Source organism: Microbacterium sp. NPDC056052 (assembly GCF_042266785.1).
Lineage (GTDB): Bacteria > Actinomycetota > Actinomycetes > Actinomycetales > Microbacteriaceae > Microbacterium.
Genome location: NZ_JBHJWV010000005.1, coordinates 61,987 through 87,754 on the forward strand (window position 1 = coordinate 61,987; position 25,768 = coordinate 87,754).

General features: G+C 71.0%; 23 protein-coding genes and 1 pseudogene. 12 read left to right on the forward strand and 12 right to left on the reverse strand.

Annotation, left to right across the window (positions count from 1 at the left end):
- The first annotated feature begins 437 nt into the window (after positions 1-437).
- Positions 438-1,085 (forward strand): Pr6Pr family membrane protein, encoded by a 648-nt coding sequence (locus ACFC1J_RS11020; RefSeq protein WP_375905470.1) that lies wholly within the window; start codon positions 438-440, stop codon positions 1,083-1,085.
- A 72-nt stretch (positions 1,086-1,157) separates the two neighbouring features.
- A complete protein-coding gene (locus ACFC1J_RS11025) occupies positions 1,158-1,673 on the forward strand; it encodes a hypothetical protein (protein WP_375905473.1) in 516 nt (171 codons plus the stop codon).
- Between the two features lie 23 nt (positions 1,674-1,696).
- Here ACFC1J_RS11025 and ACFC1J_RS11030 read toward each other — a convergent pair whose 3' ends face one another.
- Positions 1,697-2,200: a MarR family winged helix-turn-helix transcriptional regulator gene (locus tag ACFC1J_RS11030; RefSeq protein ID WP_375905476.1), complete on the reverse strand. Its 504-nt coding sequence runs from the start codon at positions 2,198-2,200 to the stop codon at positions 1,697-1,699.
- Between the two features lie 72 nt (positions 2,201-2,272).
- On the opposite strand from ACFC1J_RS11030, the pseudogene ACFC1J_RS11035 reads away from it, so the two are divergent.
- A pseudogene (locus ACFC1J_RS11035) lies at positions 2,273-3,049 on the forward strand (EamA family transporter); the annotation flags it as partial.
- Positions 3,050-3,123: 74 nt separating this feature from the next.
- Here the strand turns inward: ACFC1J_RS11035 and ACFC1J_RS11040 are convergent.
- Positions 3,124-4,080: an amidohydrolase family protein gene (locus ACFC1J_RS11040; protein WP_375905479.1), complete on the reverse strand. Its 957-nt coding sequence runs from the start codon at positions 4,078-4,080 to the stop codon at positions 3,124-3,126.
- Positions 4,081-4,263: 183 nt separating this feature from the next.
- Here ACFC1J_RS11040 and ACFC1J_RS11045 point away from each other — a divergent pair, with 183 nt between their 5' ends.
- Positions 4,264-5,634, forward strand: coding sequence for an MFS transporter (locus ACFC1J_RS11045; protein WP_375905482.1), 1,371 nt, complete (start codon positions 4,264-4,266; stop codon positions 5,632-5,634).
- A 261-nt stretch (positions 5,635-5,895) separates the two neighbouring features.
- On the forward strand, positions 5,896-7,239 hold the full coding sequence (locus ACFC1J_RS11050; RefSeq protein WP_375905485.1) for a DUF222 domain-containing protein: 1,344 nt from the start codon (positions 5,896-5,898) through the stop codon (positions 7,237-7,239).
- Between the two features lie 222 nt (positions 7,240-7,461).
- Here ACFC1J_RS11050 and ACFC1J_RS11055 read toward each other — a convergent pair whose 3' ends face one another.
- The 9 genes from ACFC1J_RS11055 to ACFC1J_RS11095 all read right to left on the reverse strand — a co-directional run bounded on the left by ACFC1J_RS11055 (position 7,462) and on the right by ACFC1J_RS11095 (position 18,826).
- Positions 7,462-7,890, reverse strand: a complete 429-nt coding sequence (locus ACFC1J_RS11055; RefSeq protein ID WP_375905488.1) for a hypothetical protein — start codon at positions 7,888-7,890, stop codon at positions 7,462-7,464.
- Positions 7,887-8,357, reverse strand: coding sequence for a hypothetical protein (locus tag ACFC1J_RS11060; RefSeq protein ID WP_375905490.1), 471 nt, complete (start codon positions 8,355-8,357; stop codon positions 7,887-7,889). Before ACFC1J_RS11060 ends, ACFC1J_RS11055 begins: the two co-directional genes overlap by 4 nt.
- A 68-nt stretch (positions 8,358-8,425) precedes the next feature.
- Positions 8,426-12,298 carry a LamG-like jellyroll fold domain-containing protein gene (locus ACFC1J_RS11065; RefSeq protein WP_375905493.1) on the reverse strand — a complete coding sequence of 1,291 codons (3,873 nt, stop codon included), beginning with the start codon at positions 12,296-12,298 and terminating at the stop codon, positions 8,426-8,428.
- Positions 12,299-12,357: 59 nt separating this feature from the next.
- Positions 12,358-14,550, reverse strand: coding sequence for an alkaline phosphatase family protein (locus ACFC1J_RS11070; RefSeq protein ID WP_375905496.1), 2,193 nt, complete (start codon positions 14,548-14,550; stop codon positions 12,358-12,360).
- 374 nt (positions 14,551-14,924) lie between these two features.
- On the reverse strand, positions 14,925-15,665 hold the full coding sequence (locus ACFC1J_RS11075; RefSeq protein ID WP_375905499.1) for a GntR family transcriptional regulator: 741 nt from the start codon (positions 15,663-15,665) through the stop codon (positions 14,925-14,927).
- A gap of 127 nt (positions 15,666-15,792) precedes the next feature.
- The gene (locus tag ACFC1J_RS11080; protein WP_375905502.1) at positions 15,793-16,152 is read right to left on the reverse strand and encodes an SHOCT domain-containing protein; all 360 of its coding nucleotides are present in this window, start codon (positions 16,150-16,152) and stop codon (positions 15,793-15,795) included.
- A gap of 523 nt (positions 16,153-16,675) precedes the next feature.
- A complete protein-coding gene (locus ACFC1J_RS11085; protein ID WP_375905505.1) occupies positions 16,676-17,338 on the reverse strand; it encodes a response regulator in 663 nt (220 codons plus the stop codon).
- Entirely contained in the window at positions 17,335-18,546 is a 1,212-nt protein-coding gene (locus tag ACFC1J_RS11090) for a sensor histidine kinase (protein ID WP_375905508.1), read from the reverse strand. Before ACFC1J_RS11090 ends, ACFC1J_RS11085 begins: the two co-directional genes overlap by 4 nt.
- Positions 18,547-18,634: 88 nt before the next feature.
- Positions 18,635-18,826, reverse strand: a complete 192-nt coding sequence (locus ACFC1J_RS11095) for a hypothetical protein (RefSeq protein WP_045249567.1) — start codon at positions 18,824-18,826, stop codon at positions 18,635-18,637.
- A 148-nt stretch (positions 18,827-18,974) separates the two neighbouring features.
- Between ACFC1J_RS11095 and ACFC1J_RS11100 the strand changes: the two genes are divergently transcribed.
- The 5 genes from ACFC1J_RS11100 (at position 18,975) to ACFC1J_RS11120 (ending at position 22,662) form a co-directional block, all read left to right on the forward strand.
- The gene (locus ACFC1J_RS11100) at positions 18,975-19,373 is read left to right on the forward strand and encodes a RidA family protein (protein ID WP_375905512.1); all 399 of its coding nucleotides are present in this window, start codon (positions 18,975-18,977) and stop codon (positions 19,371-19,373) included.
- A 142-nt stretch (positions 19,374-19,515) separates the two neighbouring features.
- Complete coding sequence (locus tag ACFC1J_RS11105; protein WP_375905515.1) at positions 19,516-20,466, forward strand: ABC transporter ATP-binding protein; 951 nt, start codon at positions 19,516-19,518, stop codon at positions 20,464-20,466.
- A gap of 1 nt (position 20,467) precedes the next feature.
- A complete protein-coding gene (locus ACFC1J_RS11110; RefSeq protein ID WP_375905518.1) occupies positions 20,468-21,286 on the forward strand; it encodes an ABC transporter permease in 819 nt (272 codons plus the stop codon).
- Position 21,287: 1 nt separating this feature from the next.
- On the forward strand, positions 21,288-21,440 hold the full coding sequence (locus ACFC1J_RS11115) for a hypothetical protein (RefSeq protein WP_375905521.1): 153 nt from the start codon (positions 21,288-21,290) through the stop codon (positions 21,438-21,440).
- Between the two features lie 58 nt (positions 21,441-21,498).
- Positions 21,499-22,662, forward strand: a complete 1,164-nt coding sequence (locus ACFC1J_RS11120) for a xylanase (protein ID WP_375905524.1) — start codon at positions 21,499-21,501, stop codon at positions 22,660-22,662.
- 54 nt (positions 22,663-22,716) lie between these two features.
- On the opposite strand, the gene ACFC1J_RS11125 is transcribed toward ACFC1J_RS11120, so the two are convergent.
- Complete coding sequence (locus ACFC1J_RS11125) at positions 22,717-23,886, reverse strand: glycosyltransferase (protein WP_375905527.1); 1,170 nt, start codon at positions 23,884-23,886, stop codon at positions 22,717-22,719.
- Between the two features lie 171 nt (positions 23,887-24,057).
- Between ACFC1J_RS11125 and ACFC1J_RS11130 the strand changes: the two genes are divergently transcribed.
- Both ACFC1J_RS11130 and ACFC1J_RS11135 read left to right on the forward strand, forming a co-directional pair.
- Entirely contained in the window at positions 24,058-24,321 is a 264-nt protein-coding gene (locus ACFC1J_RS11130) for a glutaredoxin domain-containing protein (RefSeq protein WP_105689145.1), read from the forward strand.
- A 55-nt stretch (positions 24,322-24,376) separates the two neighbouring features.
- Positions 24,377-25,753, forward strand: coding sequence for an MFS transporter (locus tag ACFC1J_RS11135; RefSeq protein WP_375905531.1), 1,377 nt, complete (start codon positions 24,377-24,379; stop codon positions 25,751-25,753).
- Positions 25,754-25,768 lie beyond the last annotated feature (15 nt).

Sequence of the window (25,768 nt, forward strand, 5' to 3'; positions counted from 1 at the left end):
GCCGACGGGCTGGGACGGCGCTCCGCGCGACGGCAAGTCTTGGCCAGAAGTAAGGCGATCTCTAGACCTTTGGCCATTCCGGCGGGCGCAGCGCCTTGACATCCTGAGCGGGTCGATGAGCGAAGGGCTTCACGCCAGACTTCCAGGCGGCTTCGGGGGTAACGCAGCCGTCGTCCCAGGTCTCACGCTCATCGAGTCCCCACCCGGACTTCGTGCTCGCCGCCACCCCATTGCGGACGAACCGAAGGACGGCCTGGACCGACTGGAGGACATGCGGGGAGGGGCATTACGCTCCTCCCCGCATCCACGCGCCTCCCCGCTCCCCGCTTCCCCGCTTCCCCGCTTCCCCGCACCATCGCGCGCCCCCGCACGCCCGCTTCCGCGCTGCGTCGGTACCCGAACCCGGGCCCATCCGGCGAGCCGGGTATCGTCGCATCATGACGAAGATGCCCGCGCCGCCGGTCCACGCGCAGGTCGTCGGGGTGGTACGCCTCATCGGGGGCGCCGCGGTGATCGAGGTCCTGTTCCTCACGTTCTTCCTGGGTGGAGCGGTCAGCGGCTTCAATCCCTTCGACTACTTCGGCTTCTTCACGAACCTGACGAGCCTGCTCACCGCGGTCGTCCTGATCCTCGTGGGAGCTCGCGGCCTGACCGGACGGGCCGCGCCGGGCTGGCTGGTCGATGCCCGGGCGGTGGCGACCGCGTGCATGCTGCTGGTCGCCGTGATCTACAACGGGCTGGTTCCGGGAACCGGATCTGCTCCACCCTGGGTGAGCCTCACACTGCACATCGTGTTCCCCGCGCTCCTGGCGCTGGACTGGCTGCTGGTCGGCGACCGGGAGCCGCGGCGGTGGTCCCGCCTGTGGATCCTGACCCCCTACCCCGTCCTCTGGCTCGTGGTGGTCCTCGTGCGCGGGGCCACGGACGGATGGGCGCCCTACGGATTCCTCCTGCCCGAGCGCGGCCCCGGCGCGATCGCCCTGACCGGACTGGGCCTGCTGGCCGTTCTGGGCGTGGCGGGAGCGCTCGTCTGGTGGGCCAGCCGGCTTCCCGGGCTGGTCCGGCCTGAGGTGAACGCGGGCTGACGATCCCCGCCGCGGCTCGCGCCGTCCGCTCCGACGTGCGAGGGTTGAGCAGTGATATTTCGGAACGGCCGCGTGACGGCGCTGATCGGAATCGCGGCCGCCGCCCTCCTGTTGAGCGCGTGCACGGCGAACATGAACGAGGAAAGCCCCCACCATGCCGCAGCACCCAGCGGTGTCACGGCGCAGAAGGCCGAGTCGAGGACGCCCGCGCCGGCGACCACGACGGCTCCCGCGAGACCGGGCGCTGCCGCCGCGTTCCGCGCATGGCTCGACACCTCACGGATCCCCGATGCCGTGGCCTCGTGCGCGGCGCTCTCCCCCGAACTCGCGACGCGGATGATCGCCGAGCTCAATGAGCGCGGTCCGATCCGCGTCTCGAGCTGCGAGGAGATGATCGCCGTCACGGCGGAGCTCTATCGAGCCCTCGAGCAGGACGCGTCGGTCGACATCTCCGTGCAGCAGGAGACGGCGACCGACGCGACGCTCTTCGTCACCTACCTCGCGACGGGTTCCTGCGGCACCGTCGTGATGACACGACCCGCGTCAGACTGGATCATCACCGAGCAGTCTCAGGAGTGCGCGGCCTGAGCCGAAGCCCTCCGAATGCCGCGTCAGTCGCGCGCTTCGAAGTGCGCGAGCCACCCGGCCAGTGTCGCCTCCAGCGCCGCCCGCTCCGACGCCGGCACCATCGCCAGCAGGCGCTGCTCGTTCGCGACATGATCGGCGAAGGCGGTGTCGATCAGCGCCTTGCCTTCCGCTGTCAGGGCGATGACGCGGCCCCGCGCGTCGCCGGATCCGACCCGGCGGGTGACGAGCCCCGCTCCTTCGAGCCGGTCGATGCGCTTGGACATCCCGCCGCTCGTGATCATCGTCGAGGCGGCGAGGTCCGTGGGGCTGGCCTCGTACGGCGCCCCCGAACGGCGCAGCGCCGCCATCACGTCGAAGTCGCCCTCGGACAGCCCGTGGCGGCGGTAGACCCCGACGAGTTCCTCGGTCAGGGCCAGAGCCAGGCGGTGCAGGCGCCCGATCGTACCGATCGGAGTCACGTCGAGGTCAGGACGCTCCTGCCGCCACGCCTGCTGGATCCGTGTCACCTGGTCATCGATGTCCGCCACCCCTTCACTATATCTTCCAAGGAAGCTATAGTGTCTTCCATGGAAACTAATCGGAGATGGCTCGCCGTCGCGATGATCGCGCCGATCGCCTGGGGCAGCACCTACTTCGTCACGCGCGAGTGGCTGCCCGATGCGCCCGTCTGGGGCGCGGCGATCCGCGCCCTTCCCGCCGGACTCGTGCTCCTGGCCCTGGTCCGACGCCTTCCGCGGGGCTCGTGGTGGTGGAAGTCCGCCGTTCTCGGAACCCTCAACGTCGGCGCCTTCTTCGTGCTCGTCTATGCGGCGGCACAGCTGCTGCCGACGAGCATCGCGTCGACGATCATGGCCACCTCCTCGGTCGCGATCGCCGTCGCCGCGTGGGCGATCCTGCGGGAGCGCCCGGGAATCCTGCGACTGCTCGGCGCCTTCGTCGGCATCGGCGGCGTCGCGCTCATGCTGCTGGGCACCGCGACCTCCGTCGACCCGCGGGGCGTGATCGCCTCGATCGCCGCGATGGCCATGTCATCGGTCGGATTCATCCTCGCCAAGCGCTGGAACGGCGAGGTCGGGATCCTGCCCTCCACCGCCTGGCAGCTCGTCTTCGGCGGACTCGCGCTCATCCCGTTCGCGCTCATCGTCGAGGGACCGCCGCCCGTGGTCGACGGCGCGGGCCTGGCCGCCTACGGCTACCTCACCCTCGTCGCCACTGCCCTCGCCAACGTCGCGTGGTTCGCCGCCCTGAAGCACCTGCCGGCAGGCACGGTGGGCCTCATCGGCCTGCTCAACCCGGTGACCGGCGTGCTCCTCGGCGTGCTCGTGGCGGGCGAGATCCTGGAGGGACGACAGCTCGCGGGACTCGCGCTGGTCCTCCTCGGCATCGCCGCGCCGCTCCTGTTCGACGGCCTCCTGGCACATCGCCGACGCTCGCGCGCCGCCGCCCCCGGTCAGCCCGCGAGCGTCGAATCCGGATCCGCCGACGCGACCTCGGAGACGGACCCGGATCCGGATCCGTCCATCCCCAGCAGCCGACGCGGGGTGTTCCAGAGGACATCGGTCAGCCAGCGATCACCCAGCCCCCAGCCGTCGAGCACCTCGAGCTGATGCGCGTAGGGGTACGGGATCGAGGGGAAATCGGTGCCGAGCACGATCTTGGGCCCGAGGTCAGCGAGCATCTCGACATAGCCGGGAGGCAGCGGCGCGATCCGCTCGATGTATGACGTGCCGACCATCGTCGTGTCGAGGTAGACGTTCGGATGCCGCGCGGCCAGCTCGGCGAACCCGAGATAGTCCGGAAGCCCCGCATGCGCGATGACGAGCACGAGCGAGGGATGCCGCTCGACGAGAGCGCGCACGGGTTCGAGCCCCGTGTACCTGCCCTCGTGCGGTCCGTTCCCGCAGTGGATGACGACCGGCGCCCCCGCTGCCGCCGCGCGCTCCCACGCTTCGGTCAGGAGCGGATCCAGGGGCGAGAAGTCGCCGACCTGCACGTGGATCTTGAACACTCTCGCGCCGCGTTCCAGGGCGCGCTCCGCGATCGATCCGGCGCCTGGCTCCGGGTAGAACGTCGCCGAGGGGATCGCGTCGGGATGCGCCGCCGCGAACTCCGCCGCATAGTCGTTGAGCCACTGCGCCATCCCGGGGCGATGCGCGTAGCTCAGCGTCGTGAACCGATTCACTCCGATCGCGCGCAGCTGCGCGACGCGCTCCTCGTCCGTGCCGCGATAGCGGATCGGCCACGCCGGCGCACCGCGCTCGGCCACGCCGTCGAAGAAGCCCCACACCTTCTGCTGCACCCGATCCGGCATGAAGTGCACGTGCAGATCCACGACCCCCGGCACACCCCGCTCCCGCAGCCAGGCGGGGACGGCGGCATCGGCGAGCGGCTCGGGGGAGGCGGACATCAGGGTCAGCCTATGCCGCCGCGGCGAGCGCACGCGGGCGCCCGCGTGCACGAGGGCGGCACCGGTCCAGCGATGTGCATTCCTGCACACTCCGTCCGCCGCATGTGGGCATTGTCGCATCGACGCCGTCGGCTCAGGCTGGAGAACCGACAGACGTCTCCGAGCGTGCAAAGGAGCACACACATGACGTACGAGACAGCATCCCCCTCAGGCCTGCGCCGGGTCGTGGCCGCCTCGATGGCGGGCACGGTCGTGGAGTGGTACGAGTTCTTCCTCTACGCGTCGGCGTCGACCCTCGTGCTGGGCACCGTCTTCTTCCCGCCGTCCGACGATCCCTTCAGCGGCATCATCGCGGCTTTCGTGACCTATGCGATCGGCTTCATCGCCCGGCCGCTCGGCGGGATCGTGTTCGGGCATCTGGGCGACAGGTACGGGCGCAAGAAGCTCCTGCAGGCCAGCATCCTGATTATCGGCGCGGCCACCTTCCTCATCGGCTGCCTGCCCGGCTTCACCCAGGTGGGCTACCTGGCGCCGGTGCTTCTCGTGCTGCTGCGATTCGCGCAGGGCTTCGCGATCGGCGGCGAGTGGGGCGGGGCCGTGCTCCTGGTCGCGGAGCACAGCCCCCGTGAGCGGCGCGGCTTCTGGGCCAGCTGGCCGCAGGCGGCGGTGCCCGTCGGCAACCTGCTCGCCACGCTCGTGCTCTTCGCACTCTCCGCAACCCTGCCGCAGGACGCCTTCCTGGGCTGGGGCTGGCGGATCGCGTTCTGGCTGTCGGCCGTGATCGTGCTCATCGGCTGGTACATCCGCACCAAGGTCACCGAGGCACCCATCTTCCTGGAGATGAAGGCCGCGCAGGATCAGGAGGCGTCGAAGAGCTTCGGACCCCTCGAGGTCGTTCGCCGCTACCCCCGCGGCGTGCTCGTCGCGATGGGCCTGCGCGTCGCCGAGAACATCCTCTACTACGTGGTGGTGACGTTCTCGATCGTGTATCTCACCCAGACCGTCAAGGAGGCGACCTCGGCGACGCTGCTCATCCTGGCCGGCGCCCACGTCGTGCACTTCCTGGTGATCCCGCTGTTCGGACGACTGTCCGACAGCTGGGGCCGCAAGCCCGTGTACGCGGCCGGCGCCGTGCTCGGAGCCGCCTGGGGCTTCTTCGCCTTCCCGATGATGAACACCGGCAACCCCGTCGTGATCTGGGCGGCCATCGCCCTCGGCCTCGTCTTCCACGCCGCGATGTATGCGGGGCAGCCCGCGATCATGGCCGAGATGTTCCCGACCAGGATGCGGTACTCGGGTGTCAGCCTCGGCTACCAGGTCACGTCGATCTTCGCCGGCTCGCTGGCTCCGATCATCGCGACGAGCCTGCTCGCGCAGTACGCGTCGAGCGTTCCGGTCGCGATCTACGTGGCGATCGCCTGCGCGATCACGCTCGTCGCCGTGGCAGCCGCACGCGAGACGAAGGGTGCGGATCTTCGCGCCCTCGACGCCGACGACCGCACCCGGCTGGCGGGCGGGCAGCCGGCGGAGGAGAGCGCGGCACGGCAGCGCTGAGGCGCACTCGCCTCGCAACAGCGGCGTCCCGTTCCGGGACGTCGCTGTCCTTCGCGCCGACGCACCCTTCCCGAGCTCGACCTGGCGACCCCGGGTGAACGCGCCGGGAGCGACGGCTTCGCCACCTGTTCCGCTGTCGATCCAGCCGGCCTGGATCGCGCCGGCGTTCGCCGCGTTGAAGCCGTCGAGGTTGCCGGAGTCCGTCACGATCCCCTGTGGATAACTTTCGAAGCTATCTTCTAAGATTGGTAAACTCGAGGCATGAGCAGCACACTCGATCCCCTCCTGGAGGCGACCCGCGTCCTCCAGGTCGCGTGGGGTGCCGCTCGAACATCTGCGGACCTGAGCCGCGCTCAGATGCTGGCCGTCAACGATGCGCTCGGTCTGGTGAAGCGGCTCACCGAAGGTCTGCACTCCGAGGTCGGCGGCAGGATCTCCTACGAGTCCCGCCCCGAGCTCGGCCCGCAATCACTTGCCAAGCAGCAGGGCTTCCGCACCGCGGCGCAGCTCATCGCCACCACGACCGGCGCGTCCACGGGAGAGGCCGCACGGCTGGTGAAGGTCGGCGAGGCGATCGCCCCGCAGACGAACCTCCTCGGGGAGCCGCGACCCTCGCGCTTCCCGCTGGTGCAGGCCGCGGTGCACGATGGGCGGCTGAGCGCGGCTTCGGCGAGCGCGATCATCACCTTCCTGGAGAAGATCCGGTTCGCGATCGGCGCGGCACGGGTGGCGGACGCCGAGCGGATCCTCATCGAGCGAGCGCCCGCGCTGTCCCTGGACGGCGTCCGCACCATGATCACGCGCCTCGAAGCGCAGCTCGATCCCGAGGGCGTCGCCCCTCGCGAGGACGAACTGCGCGCCAGGGCCTCACTGTCGATGTTCGAGCGTGACGGAATGCTCCACATCGCCGCGACTCTCGACCCTGCGCGCGGCGCCCCGGTCAAGGCCGCGATCCAGGGCTTCGTCTCGGCCGAGTTCGCGGCGAAGCGGGACGGGCGCGATCCATCCGCGCCCGAGGCGGACCGGCGTTCTGTCGCCGCCATCCAGGCCGACGCACTCGTGCACCTCGCCGAGCACGCGCTGACCTGCGAGAGCACCTCGTCCCTCAACGGCGCGAGCGTCGTCGTGCGCATCGGGCTCGACGACCTCAGGAACGGCACCGGTCACGGACTCATCGACGGCATCGAACAGCCGGTCAGCGCCACGACGGTGCGGAGGATGGCCGCAGGCGGCGGAGTCATCCCCTGGGTCTGCGGGGCGAAGGGCGAGATCCTCGACTGGGGACGACGGCAGCGCCTCTTCACTGCGTCCCAGCGACTCGCGCTGGCCGAACGCGACGGCGGGTGCGCGTTCTGCGGGCTCCCGCCCGGGATGACGAAGGCGCACCACATCGAGTGGTGGGCCCGAGATCGCGGCGGCACCGATCTGGACAACGGGGTGCTCCTCTGCGAGACCTGTCATCACCTCATCCACGACAACGGGTGGGACATCCGCATCGAAGGCATCGGCGTGCGGGCGAAGGTCTGGTTCCTCCCGCCTCCCTCGACGGATCCGCTCCGCACACCCCGGCTCGGTGGGAGAGCCCGTACCGAAGTGCTCGTCTGATGCACGACCGGCACGAGGATGGCGGGGTGTCCGGGACGTTGAAACCTGCGCTTCCTGGTCGTTGAGCGAGGACGGCGTACTGCACCCAGGCGGCCCGGGCGCTGCCCCAGCCGGTCTCGGCGTCCCAGCCGGCGCCGACGGATTGGGTCGTGGTGGCGCCGTTGAACGTGCGCACAGAGTAGGCGTAGCCGCCCGAGGCGTCGAGGCCGTTCGAGACTCGGCTCAGGGTGCGGCGACGTCGATCACGAGATCGCTGCTCACCGACCCCACGGCGACCCTGATCGTGATCCGGCCCGCGGCCTCGGCGTGCAGCCCGAGCGAGCTCGCCACCCCGTCGGAATCCGTGGCGGAGGTCTCGAAGCCGCCCGGATACGCCGCCGGCCCTGACAGCACCTCGAACGTCGCGTCCCGAGCCGCGAGGGGTGCGCCGTCGTCGGTCGCACGGATGACGAGCCGCACCTCGTCGCCGAGGCGCACCGCACCCTCCGGCGAGACGATGCGGATCGCCGGACCGTGCTGCGCGGCGTCGGCGGACGACGAGGCCGAGGGCTTCGCTGTTCCTGCTCCGCCCGCGGTGCACCCGGTCAGCAGGGCCGACAGGAGCACCGCCAGCAGGGCCGCCGCCCCGGCCCCCGCCGTCGCCCGGGTCACGCCGGCACCAGGGTGATCATGAAGGTCCGGCTCACCGGCCCCACGTGCACCAGCACCGGAAAGGTACCCGCGGCGAGCGCCACGATCGGAAGGATCAGGGTCCCGTCCGTGTCGATCGGGGCCGAGGCCAGCGCACCCTGCAGCAGGACCGACTCGTCCCACGACGCGATCCCGACGGCGTTCACCAGCTCCGCCGTGCCGTCGGCGGGGATCGGGCCGGCGCCGGCGACCTGGAAGATCAGCGGCGCGGTGTCCCCCGCGACCGAGAACGGATAGGTCTGCGCGTCGTCGACGGCGCCGAGGAGGTCGACCGTGATCGCGACCGAGGCCGACGCCTGCGGCAGCGCGAGCGCCGCCGCGATCACGGGCACCGACCAGACGCCGGCGGCGACGGCGCGTCGCCTGGTCCATCCGCGGTCGCTCCGAAGAGCTCCGTCCTTGTCCATCGGCGTGCCGTGGGTCGTCATGGTGCTGCCTCCTGCGTGGGTGTCTCCGCGGCGTCGGGTGCGCAGCGGGCGGGATCCGGCGTCCGCGCTCATCGCGCAGCCGGGTAGGACATCGGGATCGTGGCCATGCCGGATCCGTTCGTCAGGGTGACGGTGGCGGTCCCTGTCGGGATCGCCGCGAGCATCGTGCGGAATCCATAGGACACGGTCGCCCCCGGCGCGACCGCCGGGTATGTCTTGGTGCCGTACTTCGTGGCGATCTTCACGTCGGTCGCGGCGGATCCGGTGTTGGTCACCGCGACCGTGAGCACGACCTTGCCGGAGACGACGGCGGGGGCGACCTTCACGTCGGCCGTCAGGGTCGGGACGGGGTCGACCACCGTGATGAGAGGCAGCGTCGCGGTGCGATCGCGGAACGCCGCGGTGATCGTCACCGTCCCCGCGGTCGCGGCGGTGGCGCTCGGCGCGACGGCGATGCCGGCGGCGTTGCTGGAGACGGTCGCGGTGCTCGCTCCCCCGGCGAACACGCCGCCCGAGATGGTGAACACCACGTCGGCTCCGGAGACGCCGTTGCCGGCCGCGTCGACCACCTTCGCACCGAGACCGGTGATGGCCTCGCCGCGCAGCACGGTCTTCGCGGTGCCGAGACTCTGCACGTCCTGCCCCGCGTCGGCGCCGGTCGCCGCGAGCGTGAGGCCCGAGATCGGCCCGCTCACGCCCTGGTCCGTGGCACGGTACTCGACGAGCGCGGCGGCCGTGCCAGGCACCGCGAACGGCGCGGCATAGGGCTGCCATGCGTCGCCGTCGACGCGGTACTCGATGCCCGCCGATCCCGCAGGGATCGTGTGCAGCGTGACCGTGCGCGCGTCGGCGCTTGCGACCACCGCGGGCAGCGAGGACGGATCCGGAGCGCCCTGGCCGAGCGCGAACGAGGCCACCACGGCACGGTGGTTGCTCGCCCAGGCGTTGCGGAGCACCGCGGTCGGCGAGGGCCAGCCCGCGACGACCGTGTTCGCCCCGAGCACGCGCAGCGACGATCCGGCGTAGTGCACGGTGTCGATGCGGTCCTGCGGCTCGTCGGCGCCCGACGGCGTCTTCACGACGAGCGGCGACCAGGTGTTGCCCGGATCGATGGACGGATCCGGGTTCGCGGTGCGGTAGGCGTCCGCGAGGCCGGCCTGCTGCAGGCGGGCGGGCACGGGCCAGTCCACCGCGCCGACGCCGCAGTGCGCGTCGGCCGTGGCGGCGGTCCAGTCCGCGTCCGAGGGCGACTCCAGATCCGAGAGCACGACGACGGGGGTCGCCGCGGACGTCTCCGTCGCGATGGCCGCCGCGAGCGCGTCGACCTGGGCGTAGCGGGTGCTGCCGCGCTCCGCCGCGACGAGCGCGGCGGGGTCGGACAGACCGTCCAGGCACGCGGCCTCGGGACCGTAGCCGGTGCGGTCCAGGCCCATGGTCCACACCCGGACCTTCCGTCCCAGCACGTCCACGGTGGCGCCGAGGCCGGGCTGGTCCCCGACCACAGTGCGTGCGCTGAGCGGGTGGGGCGAGAGCAGCCCGACGCCGCCTGGGCCCTCGAGCGCGTTCCAGCCGAGCGCCTTCGCGAGCGCGGTCGCGGCGGTGCCGCCGTCCTGCTGCACACCGATCACGTCGAAGCCGTTCTCGGCGATCACGGCGAGGTTCTTCAGGGCGGCGTCGTTGACGTGCCCGCCGGCGTCCCAAAGGTTCCAGGTCACCGCGTCGAAGGGCGCGGCGGCATCGGCCCCGACCACGGGGACCTCGACCTCGATCCGCGCGGTGGTCGTGCCGTCCGTGGCCTCGACCACGATGTATCCGGGATCGGCCGGGGCCTGCGCGGGGGCCGTGCCGGTCACGACGCCCTGCGCGTCGACAGTCAGCCAGCCGTCGCCCTCGACCTTCGTGTACGAGGTCGCTGATGCGCCGTTCCAGAGTCCGGCGACGGTCTGCGCGACCGCGCCGCCGGCACGCACGGAGGGCGCGCGCAGCACGCCGGACACGAAGCCGCGGGCGAGCGTGGACCCATCGGTCACGACATCGCCCGAGTGCGTGGCCGTGTAGTCGTTCTGGATCTGCGCGGCAGAGATCGCCCGGTCGTAGAAGTCGAACGTGTCGATCGCCGCGTTCACGAAGCCGTCGCCGTCGTCGAGCAGCGATCCCTCCGCACCGACGCGGAACGGATAGCCGCTGACCAGGGAGAAGCCGGAGCCGAGGCTCGTGCTCTGCGCGGTCTGCTCGCCGTCGACGAACGTGGTCATCGTGTTCGCCGAGCGATCGACGACGACCGCGACGTGGTGCCAGGAGCCGATGACCGAGGTGCGGCTCGCATCCGCGAGGTAGTTCTGCGTCGTGGACGTCCCGTTCTGACCGAAGCAGCCGCGCAGGATCCCGGGGCTGCCTGCGGTGTTGTAGAGCGTCGCGCCGCGGTTGTAGCAGTGCCGGAAGTCCTGGTTCGAGACGATCGGCGAGTCGGAGCTCGACGAGGCCTCCTTGAGCCAGAACGCGTAGGAGAAGCTGCCGGACCCGTCGGTGTGGCCCGGGACGAGCGGCAGCGAGAAGAAGTTCACGCCGCGCGTGCTGCCCTCCGGCGCGTTGACGTAGGCCGCCTTGCCGGTGGTGCCTGCGACGTACGAGGGGGATCCGGACCAGGTCGCGTCGTTGCCGCGGCCGGAGGAGTCGGGGATCGCGGCGCCGTCGCCGGTCTCGAAGTCGTAGGAGGCGAACGGGGCGACCGCGTCGCCCGGCGCCCGCAGCCGGCTCCAGATCGCGGAGAGCGTCACCGTGGTGTTCGCGCGGACGGTGAGATCCGCCACCGTCTGGCCGTCGGAGTAGACGACCTGACCCTTCGCGCTCAGCGCCCACCCCTGGAACTGGTAGCCGGGCCGGACGAAGCCGTTGGCCGCGAGCGTCGACGTCGTGCCGATCGTGAAGGTCTGCGCCGCCATGGCACCCGAGGTCGCGCCGTTCCCGTCGAAGGCGACCGTGTAGGTGCCGGAGTCTGGTTTGAGCGCCGCGTAGTCTTCGGCGACCTGCGCCGACGGCAGCACGGCGTCGTAGAACCGGAGGTCGTCGATCGCGGCATCCACGTAGCCGTCGCTGACGTCCTTCTCGCTGCCGCTGAACCCGCCGATGTTGAACGCGAACCCGCTCTTCAGGTTCGTGGACGCGGTCACCTCACCGGCGGCGGAGCGCTTGGTCTCGACCCCATCGGTGTAGACGATGATGACGTTCGCCGTGCGGTCGACCGTGACGGCGACGTGGTGCCAGGATCCGGCGATGTTCGGCGACGCCCCGTTGAGGTAGCGCTTCGTGCCGCCGGCCGTGGTGCCCCAGCACGCCTGCAGGACCCCCTGCGTGGTCTGGTTGTAGAGCGTGAGCCCCGCGTTGTTGCACGACGCGAAGTCCTGGTTGCTCATGAGGGTGCCGTAGGAGGTGCGGTTCTGCTCCGACATCCAGAACTCGTAGGAGAAGCTCGCAGCCCCGTCCGTCTTCCCGGCGACCAGAGGCAGCTTCACGTAGTTCGTGCCGAGGCCGATCGTCGCCGCGGATCCCGAGACGCCGGGACGGTAGCCCGGGGATCCGACCCAGCGCGCATCGTTGCCGTTGCCCGAGACGTCCTTCACCGTCGACCCGCCGTCGGCGTCGAAGGTGTACGCCGCGACGGGTGAGATCGCGCCGGGCACCGCGGCGCGCGGAGCCGGCGCCACAGGAGCGGGTGCCGCCGTGGTCGGTGCGGTGGGTTCCGGCGTCGTGGTCGGCGCGGGATCCGCGGTCGGCGACGACGGCTCCGGGGCGGGAACGGGCGTCGGGGCGGCCGTGGACGACGGCGCGGGGGTCGGGTCCGCGACCGCCGCGGGCGTCGCCGCGAACGTCGAGACGACGACGGCGGCGCCCGCGAGGGCGGCGAGGGCGAGGCGGCGCAGACGCCGGCGCGGAAGGGGCATGCGGGACTCCATCGGATCGGGTGCGGGCGTGATCGGGTGCTCGGCGGGGTGGATGCGTGTCAGGCGGGCAGCTGCGCGATGCGACCGGCGTAGCGGTGCCGCCAGCCGCTGTTGGTGTCGGCGGTGACGACGACGTCGTAGTAGCCCTCGGACGTGGGCCAGGTCACGGTCTCGGTCGCGCCGGGTTTGACCCAGATGCGCTGCGCGGTGCCGGCGTGATCGTTCGGCGTGAGCGCGTAGTGCACGCTCTGGCGGCCGTCGTTGTGCAGCGCGATCGTGACGGTCGGCGTCTCCCCCGCGACGAGGTCGACGTCGATGCGGGGGACGGCGCCGCCGTTCTGGCCAGCGGGCAGGATCGTGCCGGCGTGCGCGCGGACGAATCCGTCCGGCCCGTACACCGAGAACGCATAGCGGCCGTCCTGCGCCGTGGCATCCCAGACGTGCGTCGCGGGCTTCGCGCCGGAGACCGTGTACGGGGTGTTCGCGAAGGGCAGGTACTTGTCGGGGAACGCCTGCAGGCTCAGCGCCTTGCCTGCAGGGCCTCCGACGACGCTGAGCCGCACGCTGACCCTCCCCGTCTTGCGGTCCTCCGCGAAGACGCCGTGCGGGTGGTACGACAGCGGCCGGTGCTTGAGCGGGGTGCTCGACCACTTGTCGGCCGGCGGCACCTGAGTGCCGATCGTGCCGCCCGCGCGGGCGATCTGCACGAGCGCGTCGGTGTCGGGCAGCGACGGGATGTCGATCACGGGGTGCGCGAAGTCCATCGCGCTCGTGAGGTCCCCGCTGATCCCTCGGCGCCAGGCGCTGATCGTGGTCGACATCGCCGGCGTGCCGATCGCGGTGGTCCACGTCTCGAGGAACCGGATCAGCGAAGTGTGGTCGAAGGTCTCGGTGCCGACCCAGCCGCCGCGCGTCCACGGCGAGACGAGGATCGTGGGGATGCGGGCCCCGTATCCGATCGGGGTGGATCCGTTGTACTCGCCCGGGGTGCCGGGCTCGGCGAACGGCGGCAGCACGTGGTCGAAGTAGCCGTCGTTCTCGTCGAACGTCATGATGAGCAGCGTGCTCTTCCAGATGTCCGGGTTGCTCTGCAGCGTCTGGATCACGCGATTCGAGAAGTGCGCGCCGTGCTCGGGGTTCGCCGACGGGTGCTCCGACCAGCTGTACGGCGCGACGATCCAGGAGACCTGCGGCAGCGGGTACTGAGCGCCCGGCGTGCACGCCGCGATGAAGTCCTTCAGCACGCCGTTCAGGTTGGCGTCGCTGTCGTTGTTGACGACGCCGGTCGACGCGTAGGGCGCGGACCCCGCCCGCCACACCAGGCCCGTGCCGGCCGCGTTCTTGGTCGCGTCGGCACGGTTCGCGAAGTCCTGCGCGGACCAGCCCGAGGTCGTGAAGGTGTTGAAGCCGCGGATCGGGTTGTCGGTGTAGTCGCCGACCCAGCTGGATCCGTTGTCCGTGTTGTCGACGTAGATCCGCCACGAGACGCCCGCGGCCTGCAGCGCCTCGGGGTAGGTCTGCCAAGTGCGGTTGCCGTCGGACTCGCCGCCGTTGTCGACGACGCCGCCTGAGGTGCCCGTCCACGCGTAGAGCCGGTTCGGCGTGGTCGGCCCCATGACCGAGCAGTGCCAGTTGTCGCAGATCGTGTAGGCGCTCGCGAGCGAGTACTGCCAGGGGATCTCCTCGCCGGAGACGTAGTCCATGGTGTGGGCGCCCTTGGCGCCGATCCAGTTGTTGTAGCGTCCGCCGGCCCAGGCCGACGTGCCACCCGAGTACGAGTGGTCCAGGCCCGTCGTGGTACCCGCCACGGTGGTGACCCGTCTGGGCTTGACGAAGGAGGATCCCTGCGGCTGGGAGAACACGTCGGTGCCGTTCTGGAACCGGAGGGCCTGCTTGTCGTCGAAGCCGCGCACACCCGGCAGAGCGCCGTAGTAGTGGTCGAACGAGCGGTTCTCCTGCATGAGGACCACGACGTGCTTGATGTCGGTGATGTCGCCGGAGAAGCCCTCCGGCAGCGCGTAGGCCCGGGGTGCGCCGGCGGCGGCCGCCCCCGCGCCCGCTCCCCCGGCGGCCGAGGCCGAGGAGGTCGCCGCCCCCGCGCCGAAGCCGGCACCCACGGCGGCAGCGCCGCCCATCAGACCGAGGGCGCGCAGCATGCCGCGGCGGGTCATGCCGCTGTGCAGCACCTCATCGGGGACCGTTCGCGGACGCTCATAGGGATCCGGGCGGAACGGGACGGGCTCGCTGGACATGGACGCTCCTCGGGACGACGGGGCACCCGGGGTCGGGCGCCGAGATCGAGGAGAGCAAGCCGAGGGGAACAGTCGGTGAACGCCGGAGGACGAGCCGGTGGCATCAGCCCGGTAGACCGCGGATCCGGCCGCCGAGCGTGCACACTGGGCTGTTTCCGGGTGCTCAACCCCGTCGCCGTACCGGACGCCTTGCCGGTCGCTCTGCCGGACGCCTTGCCGGACGCCTTGCCGGACGCCTTGCCGGTCGCCTTGCCGGTCGTTGAGCGAGCCGAAGGCGAGACGAAACGCAGAGCCGAAGGCGAGTCGAAACGCAGAGACGGAACGCGGTGTCTCGCGGAACAGCGTTCCTGCTCGCTCCTCGCTGTGCTCCCGGTTCAGAGCGCGGTGCGGACCGTCTGCCCCGCCTCGATCTCGAACGCGATCGCCCCGGCGCGGTAGCGGTCGACGCCGAGCTCCACGAGTCTGCCTTCGCGGGTCGTCGTGGTGCGGCCGACCTGCAGCAGCGGGCTCGAGCGGCGCACACCGAGCAGCGCCGCGTCCTCGGTGGTCGCAGCGGCGGCCTCGATCCGGTGGTTCGTCGACGCGACGCGGATCCCGGCCTCGGCGAGCGCGACCGTGGTCGAGCGCACGTCGTCCGGCAGCCGCGTGATGACCTCCGCCACCCAGGGCGCCCAGACCGAGCGCTCGATCATGACGGGCAGCCCGTCCAGCGTGCGCAGCCGCACGAACCGGAGCAGGGGCTCGCCGAGCCGGATCCGGAACTGCTGCGCCTCGCGCGCGTCCGCAGGTCCCATTGTGCGGGAGGTGATCGCGCCGCCGGGGACGCGCCCTCCCTCGCTCGCCCACTCCGTGAACGACTGCATCCGCGCGAAGCCCTGGGTCTGATGCGCGGCCTGGACGATCCATCCGCCCCGCGGCCGGGAGACGACGAGCGAGAGGCGGGCGAGACGGGCGAGCGCCCCGCGGATCACGCTGCGCGTCGTGCCGTACTCAGCGCTCAGCATCTCCTCGCTCGGCAGGCGGGTGCCGGCGGCGAAACCGCCCTCGGCGATCCGCCGGCGCAGATCCGCGGAGATCTGCGCCGTGCGCGAGCTCTCGCGGGATCCCTCGGTCACGTCCCGCTCCCGCACGCGGGACAGGGGATCGGCGGCCGGAGCATGCCCCCATTCTCGCGCACACGCACCGGCGGCCCGCCATGCCGAGGCATGACGGGCCGACCGGTCGGGCCTCCGGGTGGGCGGTTCAGGCCTCCGGGCGGTTCGCGCGGAGCACCTCGAGCCGGGCGCGGTACTCGGTCTCGTCCACGTCGCCCTTGGCGAAGCGGTCGGCGAGGATCTGCTCCGCAGTGCGGCTCTGCGCCGCGCCGCCCTGTTGAGCCGGGCCGGCCCAGGGCCCCTGCACTCCGGGAGCAGCTCCCGGGGCGCCGTGCCAGGCCCACGGACCGGGGCCGCCCCAGCGACGACGCCGCACGAGGAGGGCGATGAGCAGGCCCACGATGACGAGGAACATCAGCGGGCCGATGATGAAGAAGGGCCAGAACGGGGCCATGCCCATGCCCCAGTGCCCGGGATGCGCGGCGATGGCCGCGGCGGTTGCGATCATGAGTGACCATCCTTGGATCGGTTCGGTCGCATCTCGACCGATGGATCCAGCCTCGCGATCCCCGCCGCCCACCGAATCCGGCCCCGGGAGTGATTCCCCCTGCTCCCCCGGGAGTACGCCCCGCCCCACGCCCCCCGCTTCCGGTCGTCCCCACTTCCGAGTCGTCCCCGCTTCCGAGTCGTCCCCACTTCCGAGTCGTCCCTGCGAGCGGATCCCATAGCGGCCGCTGGTGGGGACGACTCCAAAGGAGGACCACCCCTTTTCCGAGTCGTCCCCATGAGCGGAGCTCCTAGCGTGCGCTGATAGGGACGACTCCAAATGGGGAAGTGCGCTTCCTCCCTATCCGAGTCGTCCCCGTCAGCGGGGCCCATAGCGTGCGCTCGCAGGGACGACTCAGAAAGCGGACCGCTCTCCCTCCGGGTCGTCCCCGTGAGCGGAGGCCATAGCGTGCGCTGGTGGGGACGACTCGGAGGGAGGGAGGGAGGGAGGGAGGGAGGAGGAGGAGGGAGAGCAGAGGCGGGGGCTACTGCCAGCCGGGGGCGACGAGGCCCGTTTCGTAGGCAGTGACCACGAGATGCACGCGATCGCGGGCGTGCAGCTTGGCCATGATCCGCGACACATGCGTCTTCGCGGTGAGCGGACTCAGGAACAGCCGTTCCGCGATCTCGTCATTGGTCAGCCCCAGGCCGACGAGGCGCAGCACCTCGCGCTCGCGCTCGGTGATGCCGTCCAGCACCGTCGCCTCCGGCGCATCGCGCAGCCCCACCGTGAGCCGCTCCAGCAGCCGCTTGGTAACGCCGGGCGAGAGCAGCGCGTCACCGGCCGCCACGACCCGCACCGCGCGCACCAGATCAGCGGGCTCCGTGTCCTTCACGAGGAACCCCGCCGCCCCGGCGCGCACCGCACGCACCACGTACTCGTCGAGCTCGAACGTCGTCACGATCACGACGTGCACATCCGCCAGGGCCGAGTCCGCCGCGATCTGCTCGGTGGCCCACAGCCCGTCGCCGTCTGGCATGCGGATGTCCATGAGCACCACGTCCACGGGCGTCTCACGGATCCGATCCAGCAGCTCGCGTCCGCCCGCCGCCTCCACGACGACCTCGATGCCGTCCTCCGCGTCGAGCAGCGCGCGGAACCCCGCTCGCACGAGCAGCTGATCATCCGCCAGCGCGACCCTGATCACGACGCCCTCCCCCACGGCAGCCTCGCCACGACCCGCGCCCCGCCCGCCCCGTCGTCGCCGATCGCGATCGTGCCGCCGAGCAGCGCCGCCCGCTCGCGCATCCCGAGCACTCCGCCGTGTCCGGAGACCTCCGGATCCGCTCCGCCGAAGCCTCGCCCGTCGTCGGACACCGTCACGACGAGCACCGGATCCGGCTCGTCCTGACGCTCCAGCACGACGCGCACGTGGTGGGCCTGCGCATGCCGGACGGCGTTCGTGAGCGCTTCCTGCACGATGCGGTAGGCGGCGAACTGCGCTGCACGACTGGGCGCGCGGCCGGCGAGCCGGTCGTCCAGCGCGATGTCCAGATCAGGTGCGGTGAGGCCCGCGATGAGCCGGGGGAGCTCCGCGAGCTCTGCCTGGGGCACGAGCGGCACCTCCCCGTCGCGGAGCACGCCGAGCACCCCGCGCACCTCCTCCAGCGCCAGCTTCGAGGTATCCTTCACGTTCTGCAGCGCGGTACGGGCCTGCTCTGGGTCGCGATCGAACAGGTGCAGTCCGACGCTCGCCTGCACGTTCATCTGCGACAGCGCATGCCCCAGCACGTCGTGCAGCTCGCGGGCGATGCGCACGCGCTCGCGCTCCTCGGCGCTGCGGCGGTGACGCTGCGCATCCGCGCGCATCGCCGCCATCCGCGCCCCGCGCGTGCGCACGAAGGCGCCGACCGCGAAGCTCGCCGCCAGGCCGAGCGTCGCCGCGACGATGAGCCCCGGATGCCAGATCCGGTCGACGGCGACGCCGATGAGGATTGCGGCGACCCACGCTGTCACGACGGAGACGGCCGCCCAGACCGCGGCTCCGCGGATCACGGCGATCGCGATCGCGAACGCCAGGGCGAGGTACGGCGGTCCGTAGACGGGCGTGGTGAGGACGTCGATCAGCGCGAGCGCTGAGACGAGGACGACCGTCGGCCCGGGGAATCGCCGGGCCGCGAGCAGGCCCAGCGGACCCGCGACGGCGAGTGCGAGGTGCAGCAGCACTCGCCAGTGCAGGCCGGGCCCGGCGTGCGCGGCGACCCAGATCGAGGCAGGAACCTGCACGAGCAGGCACAGCACGACCGGCGCGATCAGGCGGAAGCGCGGGGGCGGACCGACCGGGACCCGTCCGGTGTCGGGCCCGAACGCCGCCGCCCTGCCCCACACGGCGTGTTCGAGCGGCTGATCCGGCATCCTCCGATGCTAATCGCGCCGCGCGGGGGGCGGATCCGCCGAGGGCGTGCCCTCGGCGTACTCCCGGGGGAGTACGCGGTACGGAGGCTCAGTTCTCCCAGGAGCGGGAGCGCTTGGTGGCGCCACCGGGCTCGCGCATCATGTACGCGAGGGCGAGGCTGATCGCAAGGATGCCCGCGACGAAGACGGGACCCTGCCATGCGGGCAGGCCGGGGGCGATGCCCAGCAGCACGAATCCGCCGAGGAACAGAATTCCGAACACGATGTAGTGAAGGATCACCGGGCAACCTCCTGTTGAGCCTCTCGAGTCTATCGCGCCGCACCGCACCGCCTCGACCTGCCCCGGCCGCACCGCACTGCACTGCACTGCACTGCACCGCCACCGACGCATCGCCGCGATGTCGGAGCCCGTGGCTACGCTCGCGGCCATGAGCATCTCCTACCCGCACGTTCCGGGGCTCGTGGACAGCCCCGCGTTCAGTCATGTCGCCGCGATCCCGCCCGGATCCACGATGATCCACGTGGGCGGTCAGAACGGCGTCGACGAGACCGGCGCTGTCGTCTCCGACGATGTCGCCGCGCAGGCCGCCCGCGCCGTCGACAACGCGGCGGCCGCTCTGGCCGCCGCCGGCGCCACCCTTGCCGACGTCGTCAGCTGGACCGTGCTGCTCCATCAGGACGCGGATCTGCGCGCGGCCTATGGCGCGGTCGGCCCGAAGCTCGCGCGCGAGGGCGCGCCGCCGCTCGTCACCGCGGCACTCGTGGCGGGCCTCGGCGTTCCCGGCGCGCTCGTCGAGATCGGCGCCGTCGCCGCACTCGCCCCCTGACCCGCGACCCGCGACCCGCGACCCGCGACCCGCGACCCGCGACCCGCGACCCGCGACGGATATCATAGCGGATCCATAACATCGTTCATCGTGCGCCTCGCGCGGCGAGGAGCAGACTGGATGACATGAACGAGGCGACTTCATGAGCGAAACCCAGACGACGCGGACCGTCATCCAGGCCCCCGCCGCGCCGCATCCCGCGATCACCGCGACCGGGCTCACCAAGCACTTCCGCAGCTTCACGGCCGTCGACGGCGTGGACATCTCCGTCAAGCAGGGCGAGGTCGTCGCCTTCCTCGGGCCGAACGGCGCGGGCAAGACCACCACGATCGACATGCTGCTGGGCCTCTCCCAGCCCGACTCCGGGCAGGTGTCGCTGTTCGGGCTGACCCCGCGCCAGGCGATCGGCCGCGGCCTGGTCTCCGCGGTCATGCAGACCGGGGGTCTGCTCAGCGACGTCACGGTGCGCGACACCATGAAGCTCACCGCGTCGTTGTTCACACACACCACCAGCATCGACGCCGCGCTCGAGCGGGCCGGCATCGCCGACATCGCCGACCGCAAGGTGCAGAAGTGCTCGGGCGGCCAGCAGCAGCGGCTCCGCTTCGCGATGGCGCTGGTGTCGGATCCGGGCCTCATCGTGCTCGACGAGCCGACCACCGGCATGGACGTGGAGGGCCGGCACTCGTTCTGGCAGGCGATCCACGCCGACGCCCAGCGCGGGCGCACCGTGCTGTTCGCGACGCACTACCTCGAAGAGGCCGACCAGTACGCCGACCGGATCGTGCTGATCCGCAAGGGCCGCATCGTCGCGGACGGCACCACCGCCGAGATCAAGGCGATGGCCTCCGGCCGCACGGTCGAGGCGGAGTGGGACGACGCGAGCGGATCCGGCCAGGCCGAGATCGCGGCGCTGGAGGGCGTCGACTCCGTGGAGGTGCGCGGCCCGCGCATCATCATCCGCGCGAACGACTCCGATGCGGTCGCCCGCCACCTGCTCACGCGCACGTCCGCGCACGACGTGACGATCACCAGCCAGAACCTGGAGCAGGCGTTCCTGCAGCTCACGGGCGACGACACGGAAGGGGAATGACATGACCACCGCCACCGAGCGCCTGGACCGGATCGACCCGTCCTCCCGCCGCGTACCGCCCCTGGGCGGCTTCAGCCTCACCTTCCTCGGCGTCGAGCTCAAGCGCCTGTTCCGCAACTCCAGCGTGGTCGTGTTCACGCTGATCTTCCCGATCGCGATGCTGGTCATGATCGGGCTGCCGAACAAGAACACGTCCCTCTCGAACGTCCCGGTCAGCCAGGGCGGCATGTCCGCCGCCGTGCCGATCATGATCTCGATGGCCGTGTACGGCGCCATGGTCGCGAGCACCATGACCGGCGTCTCCGTCGCCGCCGAACGGGCCCAGGGCTGGAGCCGGCAGCTGCGCCTCACGCCGCTGAACCCCGTCGTCTACATCCTGGTCAAGGTCATCTGCGGCCTGGTCCTCGGCGGCATCGCCGTGCTCGTGACCCTGATCGTGGGCGCCGCGCTCGGCATCTCCGCCCCGCTCGGCAACCTGATCCCGGCCGGCGTGCTCGCCTGGCTGAGCTCGCTCATGCTGACCAGTCTCGGTCTCGCGGTCGGCTACGCCTTCCCCGCGCAGAACGCGATGCGCTACCTCGGCCCGATCCTCCCGATCCTGAGCTTCATGGGCGGACTGTTCGTCCCGCTCGCGATCATGCCGGAGGCGGTGCAGGTCGGAGCCAGGTTCACCCCGCTGTGGGGCATCGCCGAGCTCTCCCAATCGGCCGTCGTCGGGGTCGTCCCGAACGGCTGGGCCGTGCCCAACCTCATCGCCTGGTTCCTCATCTTCACGGCCCTGGCGGTGCTGATGTTCCGCCGCGACACCACGCGCGTCTGACGTGACGGACGACGCCTGCGACGAGCAGGACGTGGCCCTGCACCTCTCCGAGGGGACCACCCGGAACCATCTGTCCTCGGCGATGCAGAAGCGGGAGGCCCGGACGAGGGCGGATACCGCACGGATCGCCCAGGAGCGCGGCTGGCTGCTCTGAGCGCCGCCCCCATGATCGCGTCAGGATCCGGTCTCTCCGATCCCCTACACTCAGCACCATGACCGGAGGATCACCCGCTTCGTCGCGCCGTTCGCGCCCCTCACGTGCGGTGATCCGCCGTCGCCGCCTCGTCGTCGGGCTGATCTCCGTGCTCGCCGTCGCCCTGCTCGCCGTCGTGGGCACCATCGCGGCGCACGCCCTGCTCGGCGGAGGTCAGGACAAGGCGACCGCGACGGGTACGACCAGCACGCCGACGCCGAAGCCCACGCCGCTCACGCCTGCGCAGGCGCTGCTGAAGACCGCGGCCGACCCCGCCACCGCGTGCGCCGTGTCGTTCGCCGGCGACGGCGTCGAGAACCCGCCGATGCTGCAGACCGTGGGAGTGCTGTTTACGGGCCTGCCCATCCCCGAGCGCGCCGGATCCGTGTTCGCCGGGTGGTATCCGACTCCGGAGGCCGCTCAGGCGCAGGTGCAGACGGACCGGGTGAACGGATCGCAGCTGACCACCTGCACCGACAACCAGCGCACGCTCTACGCCGCCTGGACGACGCCGGAGCAGAACACCGCGACCGCGTCGAAGATCCCGATCCTGATGTACCACCAGTTCACGACCAAGCCCGAGGGCGAGGACAACTGGCTGCGCAACAACTACGTGTACATCGAGGACTTCAAGGCGCAGATGGACTACGTCGCCTCCCAGAAGTTCTACATGCCGACCTGGGACGAGCTGAACGCCTTCATCGACGGCAAGCTGTTCCTGCCGCAGCACTCGCTCATCATCACGGATGACGACGCGGATCCGACCTGGCTCCAGCTCGCGGTGCCGGTGGTGACGGAGCGGAAGCTGCTGACCACGTCGTTCGTGATCACGGGCGAGCGCAAGGACGGATCGCCCTCGCCCTACGTCCTGCAGCGCTCGCACACCAACGACATGCACCGCGCCGGCGACAACGGCAAGGGCCGCATGGTGAACCTGTCGGCCGATGAGGTCGCCGCCGACCTCGAGGCGTCTGCGAACGTGCTCGGCGCGAAAGAGGTGATCGCCTACCCCTACGGTCACTACAACGCGACCGCCGAGGAGGGCGTGTCCAAGGCCGGGTTCCTGCTCGCGCGCACGATCGATTTCGGCTACGTGAAGATCGGCACGAACAAGCTCCAGCTGCCGGTGGTCCGGATCAACTACGGCGACACGGTCAACGGCCTGAAGAACAACATCGGCTGACGCCGGCGCGTTCGGCTACGGGGATCCCCGTAGTTCCCCGTGGGGCGACCGAGGTCACTCCGCGGCTGCGGTCTCCGCCTCGAGCCGCACGCGACGCTCCTCGGCCTTGCGCACCTGGCGCACCGACCGGCGCGGTGCGTAGACGACGAGCGAGTGGAACAGGAAGCGCACGAAGAATGCCGCGACCAGCGAGATCGCCGCGGCCAGGATGCTCGAGATGTGCCAGCTCTCGACCATGAGCGCGAGGATCGGGATCCGCACGGCGGCCTCGACGTTGTTGAACGTGAACGACTGCGCGAAGCGCACGGCGAGCGCGGACGCATCGCCGCGCATGTCGTTGAAGACGTAGCGCTCCTGCAGGATGAAGTTGCCGACGATCGTCACCTCGGCGGCGATGATGGCGGCCCAGACGTACTCGACGCCGAAGTGCGTGAGCGCCCACATGATGACGAGGTTCGCGAGGGCTCCGACGGCCCCGATGATCGCGAACAGCGACATCTTGCCGAAGCGCAGCCGCGCCAGGTGCTTGAGGAATTGCATGCCCTGCACGAACGATGCCTTGGACTGTCCGTGCAGACGCTCGCCGAACTCCATCGGGACCTCGGCGATGCGCACGTCGGAGCGCACCAGGATCTCCAGCAGGATCTTGAAGCCGTTGGGCCGCAGGGCGTCCGGATCCACGCGGGTCCGGTCGACGAGGAAGTAGCCCGTCATCGGATCCGAGGCTCCCGAGAGCCGGATCGGGAACATCGCCTTGGTGAGGAGGGTCGCGCCCCGCGAGACGCCCACCCGCATGGCGCCGGCCAGCCCGCCGTTGTCGCCGCCGCCGATGTAGCGCGATGCGACGACGACGTCGGCATCGCCGTCCTCGTAGAGGTCGATCATGTCGGGCAGCAGCTCCGGCGGGTGCTGCAGGTCGCCGTCCATCACGATGCAGACGTCGTAGAACGCGGAACGGATCCCTTCGACCACCGCACCGCCGAGTCCGCCCTCGGGCTTGTCGCGATGCAGGAGACGCACGGGCATCGGCGCAGAGGCGGCGAGCGTGCGGATCACGTCGGGGGTGTCGTCCGAGCTGTCGTCGACGAAGAGGATCTCGCCGTCGCGATCGCTCAGCGCGGCGGAGACGCGCGAGATGAGGGCGGCGATGTTGTCCCGCTCGTTGAAGGTCGGAATGATGACCGTGGCCCCGGGGATCCTCTCCCCTGCCGACATGTCTCCCATGCCCCCTCCTCCGTTCGCATGACTCGACATGGTCCCATGCGAAACCATGCGGAACCTGCGCGTTTCCCGTCAGACACCCTGTCCCCTCCAGGCTAACGGGCGGTGAACACCGGGCAAGGCCCGCGCCTCCTCGCCGATCCCACCCCCTCGGATCCGCCGTACCCTGGATTCATGACCACCCCTGCCTCTGACACGATCACCATGTTCGGCGCCGACTGGTGCCGGGACTGCATCCGCACCAAGAAGCAGCTCGACGAGCTCGGCATCGCCTACACCTACGTCGATCTGGTCGAGGATCCCGCTGCCGCCGATGTCGCCAAGGAGATCTCCGGCCGCATGAACATCCCTGTCGTGGTGTACCCCGACTCCTCGCACCACGTCGAGCCGTCCAACGCCGACGTCGAGGCCAAGCTGCGCGAGCTGTCCCTGATCTGACCACGGGTCCGGGGCGCGGACGGGCAGCTCCTTGCCCGCCGATACACTGGCGCGCATGAGCACCGCCGCTCGCGCCGAACGAGCCCCCACGCGCCTTCCCGCCCGCACGGTCGCCCGTTACGCCACGGGATCCCTCGGCACCGGAGGCTTCGCCACGCTGCCGGGCCTGGTGCTCGCCTACTTCCTCACCGACAACCTGGGCGTCGCCGCGATCCTCGCGGGAACCATCGTCACCCTCGCGAAGATCTGGGACGTGGTGATCGACCCGGTGATCGGCGCCTGGTCGGACCGCAGCCTCATCCGCACGGGCAGCCGGAAGCGCTTCATGCTCATCGGGGCATTCACGCTGCCGGTGTTCTTCGCCCTCACCTTCGCCGTGCCGCCGGCGTTCGGTCCGGTCGCGGGCGTGATCTGCGTGCTGCTCGCGTTCCTCGCGACCGCCACCTCGTTCAGCCTGTTCCAGGTGCCCTACATCGCGCTGCCGGCCGAGCTCACCTCGAGCTACGACGAGCGCACGAGGCTGCTCAGCTGGCGGGTGATCGCGCTCACCGTGACGATCCTCCTGTTCGGAGGCGGAGGGCCGGAGCTGCGCCGCATCACCGGGGATCCGGTCATCGGCTACCTCGTGATGGGTGTGGTCGCGGGCATCGTGATCGGGGCGGGCATGCTCATCGCCGCGCGCACGGCCGACGACGCCGTGGCCGCCCCGGCATCCGTCGAGCACGTCGGGATCCGCGCGCAGTACGCGGCGGGCTTCGCCGCCGTGCGCCGGTCGCAGCCGTTCCGCGCGCTGCTCGGCACGTATCTGCTGCAGGCGCTCGCCACCGGCACGATGCTCGCGGGGGCGCAGTACGTCGCGACCTGGGTCATGCACTCCGAGAGCGCGGTCACGCTGCTGTTCGTCGCCCTCGTCGCCCCGGCCGTGATCGCGACCCCCGGCTGGGAGCGGCTGTCGCGCCGGATCGGCAAGGAGCGCGCCTTCCGGATCGCCTCGACGATCTTCCTGGTCGCCTCCGCCTCGATCGGGCTGGCGCTGTGGATGCCCGGATCCTGGATCTACGCCTCCGTGGCCGCCGCAGGGGTCGCCTATGCCGGCATGCAGGCGCTGCCGATGGCGATGCTGCCGGACGTGATCTCGCACGACGAGCGCGACAGCGGGCCGGGCAACGCCGGCACGTTCACGGGGATGTGGACGGCGTCGGAGACCGTGGGCTTCGCGCTGGGCACCACGATCGTCGCGGTCGTGCTGGCGATCACCGGCTACGTCTCGCGCACGGCGAGCGACGCGGGCGCGGTCGTGCAGCCGGGCAGCGCCGTGACCGGGATCGTGCTGATCTTCAGCGTCGTACCGGCCGCGCTCATGCTGGCGAGCCTCACCACGCTGGCCCGCTACCGGCTGCGCCGCAGCGACATCGACGGCGCCGATCGCTGAGACTCGGTCCCGCGC